This window comes from Metabacillus fastidiosus NBRC 101226, from assembly GCF_001591625.1.
Classification (GTDB): Bacteria; Bacillota; Bacilli; order Bacillales; family Bacillaceae; genus Metabacillus; species Metabacillus fastidiosus.
Genome location: NZ_BCVG01000028.1, coordinates 1 through 20690, shown reverse-complemented (window position 1 = coordinate 20690; position 20690 = coordinate 1). Strand labels below are relative to the sequence as shown.

Annotated in this window: 19 protein-coding genes and 2 riboswitches; of the genes, 4 read left to right on the top strand and 15 right to left on the bottom strand. The window is 34.8% G+C overall.

Going from position 1 to position 20690, the window contains the following annotated elements; translation table 11 throughout:
* The 8 genes from cobK to BFA01S_RS09285 form a co-directional block, all read right to left on the bottom strand.
* On the bottom strand, nucleotides 1–771 hold the full coding sequence (gene cobK / locus BFA01S_RS09320) for a precorrin-6A reductase (RefSeq protein ID WP_066228894.1): 771 nt from the start codon (nucleotides 769–771) through the stop codon (nucleotides 1–3).
* Complete coding sequence (locus BFA01S_RS09315) at nucleotides 768–1697, bottom strand: sirohydrochlorin chelatase (RefSeq protein WP_066228891.1); 930 nt, start codon at nucleotides 1695–1697, stop codon at nucleotides 768–770. Before BFA01S_RS09315 ends, cobK begins: the two co-directional genes overlap by 4 nt.
* Nucleotides 1698–1718: 21 nt before the next feature.
* Complete coding sequence (gene cobJ, locus BFA01S_RS09310) at nucleotides 1719–3350, bottom strand: precorrin-3B C(17)-methyltransferase (RefSeq protein WP_066228888.1); 1632 nt, start codon at nucleotides 3348–3350, stop codon at nucleotides 1719–1721.
* Nucleotides 3351–3364: 14 nt separating this feature from the next.
* Nucleotides 3365–3748, bottom strand: a complete 384-nt coding sequence (locus BFA01S_RS09305; RefSeq protein WP_066228885.1) for a (2Fe-2S) ferredoxin domain-containing protein — start codon at nucleotides 3746–3748, stop codon at nucleotides 3365–3367.
* A 140-nt stretch (nucleotides 3749–3888) separates the two neighbouring features.
* Nucleotides 3889–4077: riboswitch (cobalamin riboswitch) on the bottom strand.
* A gap of 123 nt (nucleotides 4078–4200) precedes the next feature.
* Nucleotides 4201–4382, bottom strand: a riboswitch (cobalamin riboswitch).
* 182 nt (nucleotides 4383–4564) lie between these two features.
* Nucleotides 4565–6949: an ABC transporter permease gene (locus BFA01S_RS09300; RefSeq protein ID WP_066228882.1), complete on the bottom strand. Its 2385-nt coding sequence runs from the start codon at nucleotides 6947–6949 to the stop codon at nucleotides 4565–4567.
* A 5-nt stretch (nucleotides 6950–6954) separates the two neighbouring features.
* Nucleotides 6955–7713 (bottom strand): ABC transporter ATP-binding protein, encoded by a 759-nt coding sequence (locus tag BFA01S_RS09295; protein ID WP_082799923.1) that lies wholly within the window; start codon nucleotides 7711–7713, stop codon nucleotides 6955–6957.
* Between the two features lie 95 nt (nucleotides 7714–7808).
* Nucleotides 7809–9245: a sensor histidine kinase gene (locus BFA01S_RS09290; protein ID WP_066228878.1), complete on the bottom strand. Its 1437-nt coding sequence runs from the start codon at nucleotides 9243–9245 to the stop codon at nucleotides 7809–7811.
* Between the two features lie 14 nt (nucleotides 9246–9259).
* A complete protein-coding gene (locus BFA01S_RS09285) occupies nucleotides 9260–9961 on the bottom strand; it encodes a response regulator transcription factor (protein WP_412758853.1) in 702 nt (233 codons plus the stop codon).
* Nucleotides 9962–10227: 266 nt separating this feature from the next.
* Here BFA01S_RS09285 and BFA01S_RS09280 point away from each other — a divergent pair, with 266 nt between their 5' ends.
* Genes BFA01S_RS09280 through sufU form a run of 3 tightly spaced genes read left to right on the top strand, consistent with a single transcriptional unit; the run spans nucleotide 10228 to nucleotide 12117 of the window.
* Nucleotides 10228–10620 carry a (2Fe-2S) ferredoxin domain-containing protein gene (locus BFA01S_RS09280; RefSeq protein WP_066228869.1) on the top strand — a complete coding sequence of 131 codons (393 nt, stop codon included), beginning with the start codon at nucleotides 10228–10230 and terminating at the stop codon, nucleotides 10618–10620.
* A 15-nt stretch (nucleotides 10621–10635) separates the two neighbouring features.
* Nucleotides 10636–11625, top strand: coding sequence for a CobW family GTP-binding protein (locus BFA01S_RS09275; protein WP_066228866.1), 990 nt, complete (start codon nucleotides 10636–10638; stop codon nucleotides 11623–11625).
* A gap of 45 nt (nucleotides 11626–11670) precedes the next feature.
* Nucleotides 11671–12117 carry a Fe-S cluster assembly sulfur transfer protein SufU gene (gene sufU, locus BFA01S_RS09270; RefSeq protein ID WP_066228863.1) on the top strand — a complete coding sequence of 149 codons (447 nt, stop codon included), beginning with the start codon at nucleotides 11671–11673 and terminating at the stop codon, nucleotides 12115–12117.
* A gap of 27 nt (nucleotides 12118–12144) precedes the next feature.
* On the opposite strand, the gene BFA01S_RS09265 is transcribed toward sufU, so the two are convergent.
* The 6 genes from BFA01S_RS09265 to BFA01S_RS09240 all read right to left on the bottom strand — a co-directional run bounded on the left by BFA01S_RS09265 (nucleotide 12145) and on the right by BFA01S_RS09240 (nucleotide 17372).
* Nucleotides 12145–13041, bottom strand: a complete 897-nt coding sequence (locus BFA01S_RS09265; protein WP_066228860.1) for a LysR family transcriptional regulator — start codon at nucleotides 13039–13041, stop codon at nucleotides 12145–12147.
* A gap of 129 nt (nucleotides 13042–13170) precedes the next feature.
* Complete coding sequence (locus tag BFA01S_RS09260; protein ID WP_066228857.1) at nucleotides 13171–14355, bottom strand: M20 metallopeptidase family protein; 1185 nt, start codon at nucleotides 14353–14355, stop codon at nucleotides 13171–13173.
* Between the two features lie 54 nt (nucleotides 14356–14409).
* A complete protein-coding gene (locus BFA01S_RS09255) occupies nucleotides 14410–15882 on the bottom strand; it encodes a sodium:solute symporter family protein (protein WP_066228854.1) in 1473 nt (490 codons plus the stop codon).
* Nucleotides 15879–16085 (bottom strand): DUF3311 domain-containing protein, encoded by a 207-nt coding sequence (locus tag BFA01S_RS09250; protein WP_066228851.1) that lies wholly within the window; start codon nucleotides 16083–16085, stop codon nucleotides 15879–15881. The genes BFA01S_RS09255 and BFA01S_RS09250 overlap by 4 nt, the downstream gene beginning before the upstream one ends.
* A 409-nt stretch (nucleotides 16086–16494) precedes the next feature.
* The gene (locus BFA01S_RS09245; protein ID WP_066228848.1) at nucleotides 16495–16959 is read right to left on the bottom strand and encodes a hypothetical protein; all 465 of its coding nucleotides are present in this window, start codon (nucleotides 16957–16959) and stop codon (nucleotides 16495–16497) included.
* Nucleotides 16960–17006: 47 nt separating this feature from the next.
* Nucleotides 17007–17372: a hypothetical protein gene (locus tag BFA01S_RS09240; RefSeq protein ID WP_169800454.1), complete on the bottom strand. Its 366-nt coding sequence runs from the start codon at nucleotides 17370–17372 to the stop codon at nucleotides 17007–17009.
* A gap of 582 nt (nucleotides 17373–17954) precedes the next feature.
* On the opposite strand from BFA01S_RS09240, the gene BFA01S_RS09235 reads away from it, so the two are divergent.
* Nucleotides 17955–19256 carry a TolB family protein gene (locus BFA01S_RS09235; RefSeq protein WP_066228843.1) on the top strand — a complete coding sequence of 434 codons (1302 nt, stop codon included), beginning with the start codon at nucleotides 17955–17957 and terminating at the stop codon, nucleotides 19254–19256.
* Nucleotides 19257–19301: 45 nt separating this feature from the next.
* On the opposite strand, the gene BFA01S_RS09230 is transcribed toward BFA01S_RS09235, so the two are convergent.
* The gene (locus tag BFA01S_RS09230; protein WP_066228840.1) at nucleotides 19302–20645 is read right to left on the bottom strand and encodes a sodium-dependent transporter; all 1344 of its coding nucleotides are present in this window, start codon (nucleotides 20643–20645) and stop codon (nucleotides 19302–19304) included.
* Between the last annotated feature and the right edge of the window lie 45 nt (nucleotides 20646–20690).

Below are 20690 nucleotides of genomic sequence, written 5' to 3'. Positions count from 1 at the left end.
TTATTTTCCCCCTAATTGTTTATTCAAATTGGTAATAATATCTGTAAAACTTGAGTAGACATTTTGATAATTAACATCCGGACGGGCAATCATAATTGTTTCAATGCCGCACTCCAAAGCAGCTTCCAGCTTTTCATCGACAGAACCGACTTTGCCGCTTTCTTTCGTAATCATTAAAGTAACACCGTATTGGTTATACAGTGCTTTATTTAATTCTTTTGAGAATGGACCTTGAATTGCCACAATATTTTTTTGCTCAACACCTAGCTGTGCGCATTTTTCCATATTATCAATACGTGGAAGCATTCTTGCAATAAGTCTTGTATCTTCTAAACCTACTAATTCTTTTGAAAAAATCTCGAGCGTCTTACTGCCGGTAGTCAGCATAATAACACCGCGCTTTTTTGCCGCAAGCTTTGCTGCCTCTTCATAATCATGAACGATAATTAATTTATCATCATGAAATTTCTGGCTTTCCCGCTCATAACGAATATACGGAACATCGGCTTCTTTTGCTGCCTCGATCGCATTTTTCGAAGCTTCTTCCGCAAAAGGATGGCTCGCATCAACCACTGCTTGAAATCCTTTTTCAGCAATTAACTCACTCATATCTTCTGCTGTCAGCCGGCCGATTTGCGTATTAATTCCTGCTTCCTGTAAACTTTTTGCTGCTGATTCTGTTACAACTGTTGCAAGAACTTCTAAACCTGTCTTATTCAGTTCAACTGCTAATTCCCTTGCATCACTTGTACCTGCTAAAAACAAAATCATTTTGATGTCTCCAGCTCGTGATCATGATGATGGTCGTGGTCATGATCGTGATCATGGTGGTGATGATGACCGTGATGGTGTCCATGGTCATGATCGTGGTCATGATGATGGTGATGGTCAATATGTTCCATCGCTTCGATTCTGTAGACACATGTATCACAGTTCATTTTCACTTCATCTTGCAGCGCTTCGTTCACACGATCCATTAAAATAGTTTCAAGTTTAGAATGGAAACCGAAATAACCTGCTAATTTAAATTCAATTGATGGATATTTTTCCTGAAATTCTACGATCATTTCTTCTAATCTTTTGATTAAAATACCAGTGAATAAAAAGTAAGGAAGAATAATGATTTTCTTGGCACCAAGTTTTACACATCGTTCTACACCTTCGTCGGTAAGGGGGCTCGTCACACCCATGAAAGCTGTCTCTACTAAACTAAAAGGTGTTTTCTCCCAAAGTAGTCTTGTAATCTTATATAAATCGCTGTTGGCATCCGCATCACTGCCTCCTCGTCCAAGCAGTAAAACAGCTGTCTCTTCATCCGGCGTTTCGCTGTATTCCCCAATTTCTTCAATTCTTGTTTTTAAAATTTCAATTGATTCTAAATGAATACCGATCGGTCTGCCATATGTAAACTTAGCGAGCGGATATTTTTCCTTTGCTTCATCTATTGCAGCAGGAATATGAATTTTTGAGTGTCCCGCCTGCAAAAGCATAATCGGGATAATGATAACATGTGTTGCTCCCTTACTTATACAGATATCAATTCCTTCATTTACCGTTGGATGCACGAATTCTAAGTAACATGTTTCAACTAATAAATCTTTATCAAATGAAGGCTTCATCTTTTCAATGAATGCTTTCACCTGTTCATTTCCTTCAGCGTCACGACTTCCGTGTCCTATAAATAAAACTGCTTTCATCTGTTTTCCTCCTCTATTGTATTAATCACCACATGGTGCCGGTTCAAGTTCAATTTTCGGTGTCATATCCTGATATGTGTAACCTTGAATGTTCTTCACACGTTTAAAGAATTTAAATAAACGTTCATTCGGATGACCTTTTTCTTTGTATTCCTCTACAATTCTTTCAATTAAAGGAACAATTTCTTCTGATTCTATCCCTTCAGCAACAGGCTGACCAGGATGTGCAGTTCTTCCAACTGTTTTTCCGCCTAAAAATAAATCAAATTTCCCTTTTCTAAATACAAGTCCAATATCTTCATGCACTGCTCCGTAGCAAGCCATTCCACAGCCGTTAAAACCGATCTTTAATTCTTTCGGAAGCTCCATGCCACCTAACCTTTCATGTAATTCTTCTGCATAAGGAATCGATTCCTTCTTCTCGCAATCACAGAAATCACATGCTTTTATCGTTAGGACATCTCCTAAAGGAAGAAGAATCAACCCTTCGGCGCGTAATCTTCCTGTAATTTCATCAGGATTTGAAGTGTAGACTTGCAAATTGATTTGATGGTCCCTTGTATAATCAATTCTTCCTTTTTCCCCTACAACTTCTGCCATCACCATGAGCTGACGCGGTGTAAATCTTTTACTTGCTATCCCTGGGCTTACGCCAAGTTCGAAAATAGATTCAACCTCTTGTTTTACATAGGTTGTTTTTGTCTCATTCTTCGTTTGTGTATGACCAAGTGATAATAATGCTTGTTCAGCAATTGCGCGTGAAGTAATTTTTTCCTCTTTTTTTATGGGAGCCGCTGCCTCTGTTGCTTTTGGGAATTCCTCTTCCTGTTCTAAAGCCCACGGTTCATTCTCTTTTTTCAGCCGCTGATGCGGTTTTAAAGGCTGTTCTGTCTGGCCCAATGTGTATTTTCTTTGATAGCCGCGAGGAGTAATCATAAGATCATCGTATAAAAATGTAGAAGAATTTCCGATAATAACAGTCGTTAACATGCCGATATCATGATCAAGCATTTCTTTTAAATTTGTTATAACGACTTGTTCCCGCTCACGATAAGCACTTTTCACAAGTCCTACAGGAGTATCCGGGGAACGATAAGATAATAGAATCCTCTGTGCCTCAGCAATCTGCCTCGTTCTGCGTCCGCTCTTTGGATTGTATAAAGCAATAACAAAATCCGCCTGTGCAGCAGCATCGATCCGTTTCTCAATTAAACTCCAGGGTGTTAAATGATCGCTAAGACTAATCGTACATGCATCATGCATAATCGGAGCCCCTAAAATAGATCCACAGGAGTTAATCGCAGATACTCCAGGGATAACTTCCACTTCCACCCCTGTTTTCCGGTCCCATCCTTTTTCGACTAATACTTCATAAACGAGCCCTGCCATTCCGTACACACCGGCATCACCACTTGAAATAACAGCTACCTTTTTACCTTGTTCAGCTTGCTTAACAGCTTCTTGAGCACGTGTAACTTCTTCTGTCATCCCAGTACTTATAATTTCCTGATCCGTTAATAAGCCCTCGATTAGTTCCACATATGTTTTATAGCCAATAATCATATCACTTTCTTGTAGTGCTTCCTTAGCACGCTGTGTAATATGATCAAAACTTCCAGGACCAAAACCAATGACAAGCAGCTTTCCAGACATACTATGTTCCTCCTTCATTGTTGCACTTTAGCTTTCTTTTCGACTCCAGATATAGAATCTGAGCTTTCTGGCGCACAAAATGATCCATTCTCATATGTATAAATGACGGAATCATTCATTATTTTTCCTTCTATTAAATGTTCTTTCACCATTGTTCTCGCCAGTTCAGGTGTAAATTCTTTATACCAAGTCCCCTCAGGATAAACGATGACGACTGGTGCATCTTTACAGCGTCCATTACAGCGGGTTCTTGATGTATGTATCACTTGATCTAAATCCAAATTCGTAATTTCACTTCGAATTGCCTCTGTTACATCTTCCGCGTCTTTTTTCATACAGCTGCTTCCATTACAAATAAGAACATGATGATTTGTTTTTTCTAAATTCCATGTAGCCATGAAATCGGCTCCTTTTTATATTGCTAATATTTTTAAAGAAAAATAAAAAGCACCCCTATTCGAATAGAGGTGCGGAAAATTGTCAAATACATTTGTATCACACATGATCAGCACTTCTTCCTATAGCCCGTAGGTTTTTTGAAGTGTATCATTACAAGGCAGGTTTCCTGACTTTGAATCATCATTTCATTGTGTCTTCCCAATTAATATTAGTGACATCATACAATGAAACTCCTCATTACAGTGGCGGGTACCGTGATAGACTTTCACTATCTTCCCTCTTACTATTAGCTTTGAAAAGCTAATACACCTTGCAATATATACTATTTAGTTTTAGACAAATAAAAAAACCGCTCCAGGGAAAATGAGCGGCAGAAACGATGAGCCAAAATAGAATATATCAATCTATTTTACGCTGTCATTTCAATTTCTCACTCCCCGAAGAAATACTGAAACTTACATAAACTAAGACAGGTCTCCTGACTCGTGCTTTCTCCTACTTTGAAGCCTTCCCGTATATATTTATACAGTGGCTATTTCATTTCGTCTGCACTTACAGTTGCGGGGGCAGTTCCGGATTATGCACCGGATTCCCTATTAAGCTCTATTTGGCATCTTAATTTACTAGCTATATGAAAATATATAATTTAATTTTTAATTGAATACATTTAGTATTCTATCGGAACATGGTGGACAATGCAAGGGTTTATAAGCCTAGTCTCTATAAAGTGAATACGCCTAAACCCCATCTACTTCACTACATTACATTAAAAAGAGTCTAAAACTAATTTAGCTTCTTTTTGAAAATCCTAACGATTAATCAGTAACAAGAATCCGAGGAGATGTTTTATTAATTATTTTAGAAGATACCCATGAACCGAGAACTGCTGAAAGTACGCTCACAACTGAGAATAAAATAATTCCCGACCAATTTAAAACTAAAGGGAAATGAACAATACCGTAATTAGAAAGAGTACCTTCAAGGACAATCGGCAATACATAAATACCGGCAAATATACCGAAGAAAGAACCAGTTGCTGAAAGAACAGCAATTCCTCCAGTTACAGACGCTCTAATCCTATTAGAAGTCATACCGATAGATTTATAAATACCATATGTTTTACTTTCCTTTCTAATATTAATACGGCAAATACTATAAATAATAATGAAGGTTACCGCTATAAACAGCAGACACATCATACTCATTGGTATAATTAAAACAGATATAGCTTCTTTAAAGACTGTGTCTAATAGTGTTTGCTGTGTGTATACTGTTAAAAATTTCTTGTATTTCATATTTAATTCATTAACAAAACGATCTGCTTCTTTATTATCTTTTAAATTTATATAGCATGTTCCCACATCACTGTAATCAGGCAAATATGCTGTTATCACATCTGATTTGATTCTTACTGAATTAGACATATTTGAAATCGCCTGGTAAATTCCTGTAATAGTAAACGACTGTCTTTTACCATCTATATACAATTCTAAAATGTCACCAACATCTTTATTAAATTTTTTTGCTACATTAATACCAAGTGCTATTTCATTTTTATTTCGCGGATTCTTTCCTTTCAGCACTGCAAACCCAAGTTCATCATAGTTTCCTTCGATAATGTTTATACTTATATTCATCGACTCCATATTTTGATCTCTTGGAGGAATAGTTCCATTTTTTTGGCTGAACCAGCCAATATTCTTCACCCTTTTATCATGTAATAAATCTCTTTCTAAATCTTTTTTCGAAAATACTTCTTTATTAAAAATGGTACCCGCAATATTTGATGAATCATACCCCCATAATGGTGCAGTCTGCTGAAGAGAAATAATACTGTTAATAAGAGTAAAGCCAAAAACAAGTACAGCAGAAGTGATCATTGTTAAAATAATCATCAAAGCCGAGCCTTTTATATTTTTTAATATATTTCTTAAACCGATCATAAAAACAACTGAATATTTGCTTCCATTACTTTTTGTTAAGCTGAAACGGCTCGTCATTTTACTATTTTCCAGTTCTGACATACCATATTTAATAGCCTGTACCGGCTGTATAAAACGCACTTTATTTGCATAAATGAGCACATAAGCAATGATAATTAAAAGCACTCCAGCTCCTACTACGAAAGAAATATCAGTTCCTTGAATAACAATTTGTGATTTTTCCGTTTTTAAGTTGGATAAGGAGCTTTCCACTATCATCCGGGACATAAAATGACTGAAAATCAAACCCGGAATAATCGAAATAATAGTCAAAAAAGCATATTGAGCGACATATGTGCTTATTATTTTAATTGATGATAAGCCTAATGATTTCAGAACACCGATTGTTTTATAACTAGCTAAAATAGCATCTGAAATAGTAAATCCAATTGTAAATAAAGCGACACCTATCATAATAATTCCAAGAAAAATCATGATAAATCCAATTATTTTATTAATAATGAGATAAAATGATGATATTCCTTCAAATTCTGTTTTCAATTCAACATAAGCTGTGCCGAGAAATTTCTCAAAATTACTCCATTCTTTCACATTTTGATCATAATGATCGAATCTAAGACCCATCATGTACATGTCCTTACCTTGCATTGATTGAACATATTTTCTGTAGTCTTGGGTATTCATCCATATCCTAGCATTAGTGGTAAAAGGTGCTCCAAACGGAATATCAACAACAACTGCTGATACTTTTAACTTAAAAGCATTTTCACCTGAATTAAATGTAAGATTATCCCCTATAGAGATACCATTAGAATATGCTAAAGAAGTCGGTATCCATATCGTACCCTCTTCAGGAATCAGCCTTTCCTTCCCTTGGGCAAAAATAAGTTTATCAACAGCAAAGGGAACATTTGGTGTTTCCATCATATGTGCATATAAATTTGGAATTTCCTTGTCTTTGTACACTGTTCTGGACAAATTACGATACCGTATCAGTTCAGACACTTTCACCCCATCTTGTTCTTTCCACCACTGATGTACTATTTGCGGATCATGCAATCCCTGTTCAAACTGAAGCAATTGATGGGAACCATTTGTTTTATTATGCATGTCTTCAAATGAATTTTCGTTATTTAAAATAACAACAATGGAAGTTGTAAGCAGTATCGTTGCCAGCATAATAAGTATTGCTGTTAATCCATTTTGAATTTTCCTCTTTCTTATATTCGATAATGCGAGCATCCATACTGTGTACATGATGGTCACTCCCTCTCCGAAACATAAGAAAATATAACATTTTCTCTGTCCTGAGTATTATCCCCTTTGTACTTCTCAAACTCCAATACACCGGCAATTTTCCCATCCTTAATAAGAATGAGACGATCTGCTCTGCATGCTGCCTTTATATCATGAGTTACCATTACAACAGACTGCCCTTTACGATTCATTTCAGTTAAAATATCCAAAACAGCGACACCCTGATCATAGTTCAAACTTCCTGTCGGTTCATCAGCGAATATAACAGCTGGTGAATTAATTAATGCCCTTGCAATAGCAGCCCTTTGCTGCTGTCCTCCGGAAGTTTGAGATGGAAGACGGCTGCTCTGTTCTTCAATATCCATTGCCTTCATAAGTGAAAGTGCTTTACTGTACACTTCACTTTTCGACCTTCCTGCAATATATCCCGGCAAGGTAATATTCTCTAATATTGTGAGATCAGGTACTAAGTTTATACTCTGATAAATATAGCCGATTTCCTCAGCTCTAAAATTTGCAATCTTCTTCTCTTTAAACTTATCAATACGCTTCCCATTAAAATACACTTCTCCGGCGGTTATATTATCAAGACCGCTTAAAAGATAAAGAAGCGTAGATTTTCCTGACCCTGAATTCCCCATTATGACGGTGAAATCACCTTCATATATATCTAAATCAATATTTCTAATTGCATGAAATTGTTCGCTGCCTGTTGAATATGTTTTACAAAGATTCACAGCATTAATAATTGGCTTTTTTGTCATTATTCAGCCCTCCTAGTTAGAATGATATATTCATTGTATAGGGCAGTTATTGAATAAAAATTATCGAAATATTAATAAATTATTACTGTTATTATCTAACATAAAGGGATTGAAAAATAAAAAACCGTTCCGCTCCCTTTTAAACTTTTAAATGAGATTTGTCCATTATGAGATTCAATAATGTATTTACAAATAGAAAGACCTAATCCATAGCCTTCATTCCTTTGTCTATGATGAAGCCCCGTTTGTCCTTTAAAATAGCGCTCAAAAATAAAAGGCATGTCTTCCGGAAGAATGCCCATCCCTGTATCAGCTATCGTTACTTTCAGATCCTTTTCCTCCTGCTGTACTGTGACACTTATACTATCACCCGGGGAAGTATGCTTTAGAGCATTTGCAATAAGATTAGAAATAACCTGCTCTAATCTGTGCTCATCTACATTAATTAAAACATCAGGAATTTCTTCTGGTTCTATAAAAGTAATACCGCTCGTCTGAACGAGATGACCAATAGGCTTTAAAATTCTCCTAAATACGGCTTTGCTATACTGTTCTGTCGGATTGACAGACACCTGTCCTAACTCTCTAAGAGCATGCAATAAAAGATCTTCAACTAATCTCGCCATTTTATCCGTATTCACTTGCATTACTTTCACATAGCCCATCATTGATTCTTGATCTGGGCACACTCCGTCAATGATTGCATCAATGTAAGCTTTCACAGTAGTCAAAGGAGTCTTTATGTCATGAGAAATATTAGAGATCAGCTCTTTTTGTGCATTTTCCTGCTCATCCCTGCATTTGCTGAGATGTTTAATCTCCATTCTCATCTGATCAAACATTGCATAAACTTCTCCTATTTCATCCATTTCTTTATATTGTGCCTTTTGTTCATAGTCACCTTTTAAAATAGCTTCTGAATAATCTTTTAATCTGCTGATCGGCAGAATAGTATGATATTTAATTTTGTTTCTTAAGACAGACAGTAAAACGAATAAAATGATAGAAAAGAAAGCGATGATTATGTAAACAGCAATATTTACTGTATGAGACTTTTTAATTGAAACAATATTGGAGGATATCATAAAAATAGCATTCCCAACCTGAACTTTTGTTTGATCATCCACAATAGGAAAGGCAATTTTCACATGATCTTTGTCTATTCTTGAAGTGTATAAATCATAATGAACAGCATTTTTCATATCAATCGTTTGGATAGATTGTTCTTTTGAGGAAGTAAATATAATCTCTCCGTCCAGCCTTGCCACTGCTACATTTATTCCGCTCTTTTCACATATTGCTTGAAGAGTATGCTGAAGCTTTGGATCATCATGAAGATGCTCATAATACTGCCCCAAGTAAAGCATAATGTCACTCACTTTTAAACGTACCTGATTAATTACATAATCAGGTGGAGATTCACTTTCATTTTTAAAGCCGTCAAAAAATAAGTAAGCTGCACCTCCCGTCATAATAACGATACAAATACTAGCCGCAATTAACCATCCTTTAATCCATTTAGTTAAATACATTTATTTCTCCAATCTCACTCTTCATCAAAACTGAATTTATAACCGACACCCCATATTGTTTTAAGATATTTAGGGTTTGACGGATCAATCTCGAATTTCTCTCTTATTCTTCTAACATAGACAGTTATCGTATTCTCATCTCCATAATTTGTGTATCCCCATACTGCATCTAATAACTGAGTTTTAGTAAAAACCTGATTCTTATGTTTTGCTAAAAAATATAAAAGTTCAAATTCTTTTGCTGATAATGAAACAGCTTTGCTGTCTACAGTCACTTTATATGCACTTTTATCAATAACATTTGTGCCAAACTGTAAAATGGAGTCATTTTCTTTTTTCTTTTCCAAACTTTCAAATCTGCGTAAATGAGCATTTATCCTTGCGACAAGCTCAGTAAAGGAAAACGGTTTTGTCATATAATCGTCTGCACCATATCCAAGTCCAAGAACCTTATCGGTATCGCTTCCCCTTGCACTAAGGATAAGAATTGGTGTATCGACTTCCTCACGAATTTGACGGCAAAGTTCAATCCCATCTATATCAGGAAGAGTTAGATCCAAAATAATAAATTCAGGATTTAACGTATGAATAAGATGCCATGCATCCTGTCCATTTTCAGCAATAGCAGTTTCATATCCATTGATATTTAAATAATCCTTTACTATACGAGCAATATCTATTTCATCTTCAATAATGAGTATTCTTCTCTTCATCATTCATCCAACCCGTTCTCATTGTTTTTATAGTTTTAGTTTATCATTAAGGAGAGATGTTTCAATATTTACTAGATTAGTAACATTTAAACAGATATAAAGGATAAGTTGAGAACTATTTAAAAACATATACTGCAATATTAGATTATTATCTTCATTTGCTTATTGATTAAAAATGAATTAAAATAAATCGGAATGGTTATTATTTAAATTAACTAGCCAACGAGATAATCTTCATCAAATTTCTCTTTACTTAGGAGGCTTGCTATATGGCTACATGGAATTTAAGCAATACAAAACATCATATTCTTATTTGTAATGGCAGCAGTTGCAACCGGGCTGGAGCAGAAGAACTTACTAGAGCTCTCCGCCAGGAGATTTCAAATCGGGAAGCAGATAATACGATCCATACAACACGTACACTTTGCAATGGAAGATGCCATGACAAATGCGTTGTAATCGATTATCCAAAAGGAGTATGGTATATCGATTTAAAACCGGAAGATGCCTCCTCCTTTATTTGCTCCCTTCTCGCTGATAAGAATTACGAACAGAAAATAAGCCATTCATTTGACGGGCAAAGTTTCGAACGTACACCTGAAGTAGTCACTGGTATTTTTAAAAATAAAGAAAAAGTGAAGAAAGTATCAAAAATTATATGAATGGAGAAAAAGATGATGACATTTATAAAAACAAAAAAGATTCCTGTCACTATTTTAACTGGATATTTAGGAGCCGGAAAAACAACTCTTTTAAATCGTATATTAACAGAAAAACACGATCAAAAAATCGCAGTTATTGTTAATGAATATGGGGAGATAGGAATTGATAATCAGATAGTTGTAAATTCAGACGAACAGATTTTAGAAATGAATAATGGCTGCATATGCTGCACAGTAAGAGGAGATTTAATTCGTATTTTGCGAACTCTTATTTTTTCAATGGAGCAGGGTGAGGTGAATTTTGATCGAGTATTAATTGAAACAACCGGTCTTGCTGATCCAGCCCCTGTTGCTCAAACTTTCTTCATGGACGAATTATTATCAGAAGAATTTGAGGTAGACAGTATCGTCACAGTAGTAGATAGTAAGCATATTACGAAGCATTTTGATGGCCATGACGAAGCACAGGAGCAAATTGCTTTTGCTGATACAATTATTTTAAATAAAACAGATCTTGTAGGTGATGAACAGTTACATACGGTAGAACAGCGGATTACAAATATGAATCCTGCAGCTAAGAGAATTCATTCCCAAAATTGTAATGTAGATTTAAATGAAATTCTAGGTATTCATACATTTGATGTAAACCATAAGCTTGAAATCGATCCACACTTCCTGGATGACCATCATCATCACCATCACGATGATAAAGTATCCTCCATTGCATTCAGGGAAGAGAAGCCGCTTGAATTAGATAAAGTAAATCGCTGGATGAGTTATCTTATTCAAGAAAAAGGAGAAGATTTACTGCGTTATAAAGGAATTCTTCATATAAAAGGAATAGAACATCGTCTATTATTCCAAGGGCTTCATATGCTTTTTTCAGGAGTACCCGACCGTAAATGGAAACAAGATGAAATACGGGTGAGCGAGCTTGTATTTATCGGGAAAAATCTCAATAAAAAAGAACTTGAAGAACAATTTAAAAATTGTATAGCAAAATAGCATTTTAAATTATCTTCACAATTCAGGGAGGGGGATTTCCTTACAATGATTGATACCCTTTATCGGCAAGTTATTATGGAGCATTATAGAAAGAAAAGGAACTTTAAACAACTGCAAGGGGAAAACGTAAGACAAGTGTATTATAAGAACCCTACTTGTGGGGATGTAATGACCTTGTTTCTGGACATTGAACATAATTACGTAAGAAAAGCTGCTTTCCTTGGTGAAGGCTGCAGTATTAGCATGGCATCTGCATCGATGATGACGGAACTAATTGAAAATAAATCATTAAAAGAGATTTCTTCATTAAGAAAAGCATTTGAACAATTAATTCGTCATGGAAAAATTACAGATAAAGTTGATTTAGGTGACAGCTTATCACTTCAAGGGGTACATCATTTAAAGGCAAGACATAATTGTGCTTTAATGACATGGCAAGCATTGGATAAAGTTTTCAAGGACGAAGATGATTATACAGGTGCGGCAAAATAAAATAACTCTTCAAAAAGAGAAAGTGACTTAACAAGTTCTTAAGTCACTTTCTTCTCTTACAGTATCCCAGATATCTTTTACTAATTCCGAAAATGTCTGAATCACTGTTTCTTTTTCACGATCTTCTAAATAAATAATAGACGTGTCCAATCTTTTCGAAAAACGGTGGAGCATCGTCAGTTTGCCGCTTTCTATTTCTTCGCAAGTATTTGCGGAACCAAGTATACAAATACCCGTCCCATTGACAACTGCACGTTTAATTGTTTCCTCACTATTACATTCCATTAATAGCTTCGGTTCCATCCGCAGCTCATCAAAAAGATGAAGATGATCTGAGATTGGGCCAATATTATTGTCAATGAGAAATGGATACTTTTCAAGCAAATACGTAATATCACGATCTTTTGCTATTTCAGAAGCAGCTACTAACACTAAATCTTCACTGCCGATAATAGTGGATTCCATTTCCGATAAATGGCATCTTCCAGCAATAACAGCAATATCTGCCTCATTTTCACTTACCATTTTAGTTGCATCAATACTATTACATGAAATAAGCTTTATATTTATTTCTGGGTGAAGCTGTAAATATGCTTTTAAAATAGCTGATAAATAATGTGTGCAATAAAATTCAGGACTTGCAATCACCAATTTTCCTTGGAAATGTTTTAGCTTCTTCAATTCTTTTTCCATTTCTTCAACATGGGTCAGAATTTTATCAACATGGACTTTCATCATTTTTCCAGTTGGTGTTAAGAAAGTCTGCTTTCCCACTCTTGTAAATAGTGGCTGGCCAATCTCCTTTTCTAATATTTTAATTTGTGTTGTAACCGTCGGCTGTGTATATCCTAAAAAATCAGCAGCCTTTGTTATATTTAAATATTCACTGACAGCTTTAAACGCTCGTAAATTTCTTAGTTCCATTGTTTACACTCACTTTACTTGTCAAATTCTAATTGTCTTACTATCATCTTACTGGAATTAAGTTTATAAAACAAATTATCTTATGAAAATAAAAAACAATGAAATCGAAAACTCGATTTCATTGTTTTTTTACTCAGCCTCTTTCGAAAGATAGTCCAATACAGTTGCAATAAATACTTTACCAATTGTAATCATCGCCTGCTCATCAACATCAAATTTCGGATGATGATGCGGATAAACAGCGTTTATTTCCGGATTTTTTCCTCCTACCAGGAAATAACAGCCTTTTACCTTTTGTTGATAGTAAGAAAAATCCTCACTTCCCATCATCGGGGCGATTCTATTCACTTTTTCACTGTCAACAACAGTTTTTGCCACAGCCTCAACTCTGCTTGTTTCATCAGGGTCATTCCACATAGACGGAGCATCACGGAGAAATGTATAATCATACTCAGCATCTGCACTATCACAAACAGCTTTTGTCATCTTTCCAATCGAAGCTTCCATTAAATCACGTACATCCTCATCAAATGTTCGAACTGTTCCTCTAATTTTAACTGAATCAGGAATAACATTTGGAGCTTGCCCTCCATTAAATGAGCCAACTGTTAACACAGCTGATTTCTGCGGATCAACTCTTCGACTCACAATTTGCTGCAAGTTCATGACTAATTGACAGCCAGCCACAATCGGATCAACAGTAATATGGGGCTCTGAACCGTGCCCGCCTTTCCCATGAATTTCAATTTCAAATTCATCTGCTGCTGTAGAGAAAGCTTCCGAACAAATACCAACTTCTCCAACTGGCATATGTGACATCACATGCGCTCCATAAATGACATCAACCCCGTCTAAACAGCCGTCTTCAATCATTGCCTTTGCCCCGCCTGGAGTCAATTCCTCTGCATGTTGATGAATAAAAACAATCTCACCGCTAATATGCTCCTTTACTTCACTTAATACTTTTGCAACACTAAGCAAAGCTGCTGTATGGACATCATGTCCACATGCGTGCATAGCACCTGAAATAGTTGATTTATATGAAACATCTTTCTCATCTTGAATAGGAAGCGCGTCAAAATCAGCACGTAAAGCAACACGTTTACCGGGCTTTCCGCCTCTTAAAATGCCGACAACCCCACGGCCTCCGACTGCTGTTCTTACTTCGATTCCTAAATCTATTAAAAACCTTGCAATTTTTTGCGGTGTTACTACTTCTTGAAAAGAGATTTCCGGATGCATATGAAGATCCCTGCGAAAACGGACTGTTTCAGGATAAATCTCTTCTAGTCTTGTAAATATTTTTTCGATCATCATTCCCTACATCCCTTCCTATATAAAATAAATCTTTAATATTTAATTGATGAACTAAGCAGGCTGCTTCTCTTCTTTATTAATGCTTTGCTTTCCAGTTAACAAACTTACAATAATTGTAATGATTAGATTAATAACTAAAGCGATAATTCCTATATCTAAGTCTTTAATTACCGATGGAAGTGAAGGGAATAATGAGCCAACAGTAGAATTCATAATTGTTGTATACATAACGACTCCAACACCTGCAATCATACCTGCAATCGCACCATATTTCGTCACAAAATTATTTTTCATGAAACTAAAGAATAATGCCGGAAGCAATTGTGCGACAAAGCCATAACCTAATAAAAGTAAAGTAACAATCGTATCCCCGCCATAAAGTGTAAAATAAACAGCAATAAATGCAACGACAGGTACTAAATATTTTGCTAATCTTGCAATCGTCTTCTCAGAAGTTTTTGGTGCTAGCACTTTGTACACATTAAGTGAGAAAGAAGTCGTTGTTGCCATCATAAGCATAGATGCAGGTACTAAAGCTGTTAATAACCCGGCTGCTCCAATAACTCCAACGAACCATGGATCAAATGTTTGCATTGATAAGTTTAATAAAGCAAAATCAGACTCAGATCCCTCTAATCCTGGAACTTGTCCAATCGCTGCAAAACCAACGAAGAAGACAAACATTAAGATTAATGAATAAACTGGCTGCATAATTGTATTTTTGCGAATAGACTTAGCACTTTTCGATGCATAAACAGCCCCGAATAAATGTGGCCATGCCATACCGCCAATGGCGCTTAAAAGAGAAGCAGAAATAAACCATGAAACACTTAGACCTTCTTTAGGTAAAGTAAAAAATTCCGGTTTAATCTTTTCAACTGCCTCAAACATCGGTTGAATTCCACCGTAATAATGAAATGGTAAATATACACCTAAAAATACGACAATAAGGAAAATCATAATATCCTTTAATGCTGCCGTCCATGCTGAACCATGAATACCAGATACCATCACATAAATAGTAAGTGTAAATGCTCCAATAATAATAGCGGTTGTCTCAGAAATAGCACCGTAAGAAGCAGCTGACACAATAATTCCTAAACCTTTCAGCTGAAGTCCAAGATAAGGAACCATCGCAATAACGCCTATTATTGCAACTAAAACACCAAGAAACCTACTATTATATTTGCTAACAAAAAAATCTGACTGTGATACAAGTTTATGTTGACGTGCATACTTCCAAATTGCTGGTCCCAACCAATACATAAAGATGATCGAAAGCGGTAAATAAATAATCATGTAAGCTGCTGGTGCACCTTTACTATATGCCCATCCGCTTCCACCAAGAAAAGTAAAGGTCGTATTCATTTCACCCGCAAGTAAAACGAAAATGAAAAAGGCGCCAAATCCACGTCCGCCGACAGCCCACTCATCAAGACTCATTTCCTTGCCTTTCTTTGCTTTTATACCTAAATAAAACGCTATAATTAAAAATAAGACAATAACAACTAATGCACTGTTCATTCACTTTCCTCCTCTTTATTTTGCGGGTCCAATTTATAAATCAAGGCTAAAAATCCACTAATAGCCAATGTCCATATAACAACCCAAAAGAAAATAAAAGGCATACCAAAAACATATATAGTAATTCCATTAATGAATGGCAGTAAGCCTAAAGAGCCAATGAAAGGAATAATTGACAATATATAAATCCATTTCGATTTCATTTTTCTCCTCCGTATAAATATGAATATGTTTCATAAAAAAGTTGTATAAATATAAATAATAATGATTATTTATTATAGTAACAAAATAAAAAACATACAGTGATTGAAAAATTATATCGTTACTATTGAGGAAATTAATATTACTCCATAAAATGGTGAACAGTCTTTATTAATAAAAGTTCAATGTATCTTTTTAATAGTTTGTACAGTTTATGGCTAATTACTTCATTGGTCTATACCGAAAGATACTGCAATTGCTTATTTGATACTCATTAAAATAACAGAAAAAGCCCCTCTCTTTTTATTTAAAAGAGAGGGGCTTTAACTAACTAATATAAATAGGTTAACAGTGAATACTACAATTATTTCCTAAAAGTCCAATGACCTGCTATTAGTATAGATAGAAAATTTAATTAAGATTAGACAAAAACGTTTCCTTCGATTTTTGATTAAGAAAATGAATAACTTCTTCCATGCTGTCTGTATATAGAACAGCATGATTAAAATTATATATCGCTCTATGGTCAGCTTCCAAATATTCTGCCAGTGAAATAAAACCAAAAAACTTCTTCCACTTATGCTTTTTTTCCAATAATTCAGTTTCCCTTATAATATCTTCCTGTACAATTTCACTAACAATAAAAGCCGGGGAAGATAAAACTGGATAATCAAATTTTTGTTCAAGAATTTCCAACCGTTCCTTATCATATTCTTTTCTCACTAAATCAGTAATTACTCCTGCATTATCAACCTTTTCCAAAAATTTATCGAGTAATATTTCATACTCTCCATCCTCTAAACCATTCTCCGTCATAATACCTATACTGTACCACTTTTTATTTGGATCTTCCTTTTTCTTTTTTCTAAAAAACACTGTTTACTCCCCTGCCTTCATAATAGATAATTCCGTTTTAATAAAAACTATATATTTTTTCTACACTTTTTTGGTAATCCGAATTCCGGCCTAAGCTTTTTAACAATTTCCTCATTTTTCAAAATAAAAAAATAACGGTGAATAAATGTGGAAAAATAGGCTGTTGCAATGGAAAGTACGGAGAGAACAATTATAAGAATAGCCATCTTTATCGAAACACTGTAAATAAACGTTAAAACCAGATGTGCGATTACATAGCCTAAACCAGCTGCTGCAGTAATAGGAGCTACATTTTTGTTCGTCTTCTTTTCCTGTAAGTTCGCATATGTTCCAGAATATAAAAATCGGATATTAAGCCAATTGATGAAGATAATTAATGATATAAAAAAAATAATACCTGTAATAAATGCCATGCTACCCTGAATAAACAGATGACTATAAAGCAGCTTTTGAATAACAAGGAAGTAAACATATGTATTTATCAATCCATAAATTCCGAAAAATAAGTAGTAAGAGCGCTCATATTTATAAGGAGCAATAACATACATAATGGCCCATAAATGCAAACATGCCACAGGAACAATCATGGCGATAAAAAAATTATAAGAAATAGGATAAAGAAATTCTATCTACCTCTCGATTTTTCCTCACATACTACACCTCTTAATCCACTATAAAACCGGTAAGCCTGTCTTATTAATAAAAAATCGTCTTCATTATAACATGGAATAATTATGTAAAAATGATCCGAACAATCTATTCTTTCTTATTAAAGAATGAGTCATTAAGCATAGGTTCCTGCCGTAAAATTAGAATAGATTTTTTTTCAATTAACATATATTCAGAAACTAGCTGACCTATTGAATTAATTGCTTTGAACCTCCTATTGCTGTACTTGCATTATTCCTTATAAATATCTATAGTGAAAACATATTATCATTTTATAAAAATTGGATAATATTGATTATTATTTAACGACTTAAGGAGGATAAATATTGAAAAATACTCGTAACATAGTAATCTGGATTTGGGTTGTCGCTATACTATTTTTAACGACATTAACTTATAATCTATTACAAAATAATGATCAATATAAATATTTTACCGGACTTGGCAGTCATATTTCTATTTCGCCTGATGACTCTGCTATTGCTTTTTCTTATTTTATTAATGGAAAGGAAGCTATTTATACAAGCAATATTGACGGTACTAATATTAAAAGAGTGACGGGAACAGATTCAGAGCGTTATCATGAACCAAAGTTTTCTGCTGATGGAAAAAAATCGCTTTATTTATCTGAGAATTCAACAGGGATTCAGTCTATTCACATTATAAACCTTGATGGAACAGATTCTGTTAAACTTACAGATAATAAAAGCCATGTCGAGCAGGCGATCTTCTCTCCATCAGGTGATACAATCTACTACACTGCAATATCTGCTAAAGATTTTGGTAAAGGTGATGAACATATAGCAGAAGATGGATATGATTTGTTTTCACTCTCTCTTAAGGACGGTAAACAGAAGCAATTGACTGATAAAGATTATTTTTCAATGGATTCCCTCTTCATATCAAAAAATGGAAATACAATCTTTTACACTGAATTTGATGGAGAATATGAGAAGCTTCAGTCATTAGTACTAAATGACTCTGTTGAACGTTTACATATACCTAAACAGTCTTCACATAATATTTATAACGTGCAACTGTCAGCAGATGAAAGCAAACTTGTATATATAGACGTCTCTAAACAGTCAACAGGCTCCTTATACGAATATGAATTGTTCTTAACTGATCTAAAGACAAAGAACACGGAACAATTAACAAAATTAAAGAAATCTATCAGCTCCCCAGTTTTCTTTCATCATAATAATAAAATAGCTTTTCTTAAACAAATGAACTGGCCTTCTGATCCTGCTGAATATGACTTAAATGTAATTAATACTGATGATCATAAAATTAAAACAGTTCCTTTAAAAATCGAAAATGAAGAAAAAAATCTATTCTTTATAAAAACATTAGACCGTATCTTAAGCAATACTTATACAATTATCGGTCTTTATCTGTTACTTTTAGGTTTACTAACTGTATATTTCCATAAACGCTCAAGAAAAGCTTTCCTGCCTGGAATCATTAGTATTAGCATAGCTATCCTTGCTTTTATATCAAGCTTCATCGTCTCAGCTATTACGAATCCATGGATAGGAATTGCCATTGGTATGATCGCCTTACCATTATTCATCTGTTCAATCATTATTTTAGCTTTCGCCTTCTTCTTTAAACGTTTTGCTAAATAAAAAAGGGGCTGTTGCTTTACATGCAACAGCCCCTTCTCTATCTTTTTAAATAAAACCTAGTTGATTTAAATAAACAATAATAATCGTAAGCGGAACGACCCATCTTATTAAAAATCTCCAACTTAGGAATAAAACCGATGGATAGGAATTACCTAATTTAAATTGCTCCTTAACGATGTTTTTATCCATTTTAAATGAAATGAATATAGATATTAAAAGACAGCCGAGCGGAAGCATTATATTACTTACGAGATAATCAGTTGCATCAAAAACCGTTTTATCAAAAATAGTAAATTCTTTTAACACTCCCATAGAAAGAGCTGCCGGTATTCCAGCGATAAAAACAATTATCCCTGATACCCATGAGATTCTCTTCCTTGACCGCTTTTTCCCTTCTGTAAATGCAGCAACGATAATTTCCAGTAAACTGAAAGATGATGTTAAAGTTGCAAATAGGAAAAGAAGTAAAAATAAACTTAAAAAGAATTCCCCGAACGGCAGATGAGAAAACACAGTAGGCAATACGATAAATAATAATCCAGGTCCTTCCGCAGGTTCAAGTCCAAGCGCAAACACTGCTGGAAATATTGCCAGACCTGCAAGCAGGGATACAAATATATTCATTATGACAACAGATGATGCGGAATAAGGGATACTTACATCTTTACCTAAATATGAGCTGTAAGTAACCATACATGAAAAACCTACTGCTAAAGCAAAAAATGATTGACCGAGCGCATATAAGACAGCTTCACCTGTTATACTTGAAAAATCAGGTTTAAGGAAAAATAATACGCCTTCCATTGCGCCATCTAATGTTAAAGATCTCACTACAAGAATAATAAAAAAGATAAATAATAAAGGCATCATATACTTATTTGCTTTTTCAATACCATTTTGAACACCGAGTGTGATGACGATAACATTAATAAGCAAAAATAAAGCTAAACCGAGAATTGTTATACTTGGTGAACTCGTAATATAGCCAAAAAGCTCTGGATAATTTGCTCCTTTATTAATAACTGTCCCTATAATGGAAAGAACAGTATAAATTAAAACCCATCCGCCTACCACACTGTAAAACGACAGTAATAAGAAACAGCCAACCACACCAAGTTTCCCAACTTTATCCCAATGAGTTTTCGGCGCTAATTTTTTATATGCGGAAATTGCCTCTTTTCCTGCTCCCCTGCCAATAATGAACTCGGATATAAGCATCGGCAGTCCAATAAGAACCGTAAAGATTGCAAAGACTAGAAAGAAGGCTGCACCTCCGTTCATTCCTGCAACGTACGGAAACTTCCAAATGGCTCCTAATCCAATAGCAGCTCCTGCTGAGGAAAGAATAAAGCCAATTCTTGATGACCATTGTTCTCGTTTTTGTTCCATTCTCTCTCCTCCGATATTTTTATCCCAGCCTTAACGGGCAGTAAG

Bases quoted from the DNA above. Each gene is read 5' to 3' on its own strand.
- cobK (WP_066228894.1), bottom strand. From the start codon at position 771: ATGATTTTGTTTTTAGCAGGTACAAGTGATGCAAGGGAATTAGCAGTT.
- BFA01S_RS09315 (WP_066228891.1), bottom strand. From the start codon at position 1,697: ATGAAAGCAGTTTTATTTATAGGACACGGAAGTCGTGACGCTGAAGGA.
- cobJ (WP_066228888.1), bottom strand. From the start codon at position 3,350: ATGTCTGGAAAGCTGCTTGTCATTGGTTTTGGTCCTGGAAGTTTTGAT.
- BFA01S_RS09305 (WP_066228885.1), bottom strand. From the start codon at position 3,748: ATGGCTACATGGAATTTAGAAAAAACAAATCATCATGTTCTTATTTGT.
- BFA01S_RS09300 (WP_066228882.1), bottom strand. From the start codon at position 6,949: ATGTACACAGTATGGATGCTCGCATTATCGAATATAAGAAAGAGGAAA.
- BFA01S_RS09295 (WP_082799923.1), bottom strand. From the start codon at position 7,713: ATGACAAAAAAGCCAATTATTAATGCTGTGAATCTTTGTAAAACATAT.
- BFA01S_RS09290 (WP_066228878.1), bottom strand. From the start codon at position 9,245: ATGTATTTAACTAAATGGATTAAAGGATGGTTAATTGCGGCTAGTATT.
- BFA01S_RS09285 (WP_412758853.1), bottom strand. From the start codon at position 9,961: ATGATGAAGAGAAGAATACTCATTATTGAAGATGAAATAGATATTGCT.
- BFA01S_RS09280 (WP_066228869.1), top strand. From the start codon at position 10,228: ATGGCTACATGGAATTTAAGCAATACAAAACATCATATTCTTATTTGT.
- BFA01S_RS09275 (WP_066228866.1), top strand. From the start codon at position 10,636: ATGACATTTATAAAAACAAAAAAGATTCCTGTCACTATTTTAACTGGA.
- sufU (WP_066228863.1), top strand. From the start codon at position 11,671: ATGATTGATACCCTTTATCGGCAAGTTATTATGGAGCATTATAGAAAG.
- BFA01S_RS09265 (WP_066228860.1), bottom strand. From the start codon at position 13,041: ATGGAACTAAGAAATTTACGAGCGTTTAAAGCTGTCAGTGAATATTTA.
- BFA01S_RS09260 (WP_066228857.1), bottom strand. From the start codon at position 14,355: ATGATCGAAAAAATATTTACAAGACTAGAAGAGATTTATCCTGAAACA.
- BFA01S_RS09255 (WP_066228854.1), bottom strand. From the start codon at position 15,882: ATGAACAGTGCATTAGTTGTTATTGTCTTATTTTTAATTATAGCGTTT.
- BFA01S_RS09250 (WP_066228851.1), bottom strand. From the start codon at position 16,085: ATGAAATCGAAATGGATTTATATATTGTCAATTATTCCTTTCATTGGC.
- BFA01S_RS09240 (WP_169800454.1), bottom strand. From the start codon at position 17,372: ATGGCATTTATTACAGGTATTATTTTTTTTATATCATTAATTATCTTC.
- BFA01S_RS09230 (WP_066228840.1), bottom strand. From the start codon at position 20,645: ATGGAACAAAAACGAGAACAATGGTCATCAAGAATTGGCTTTATTCTT.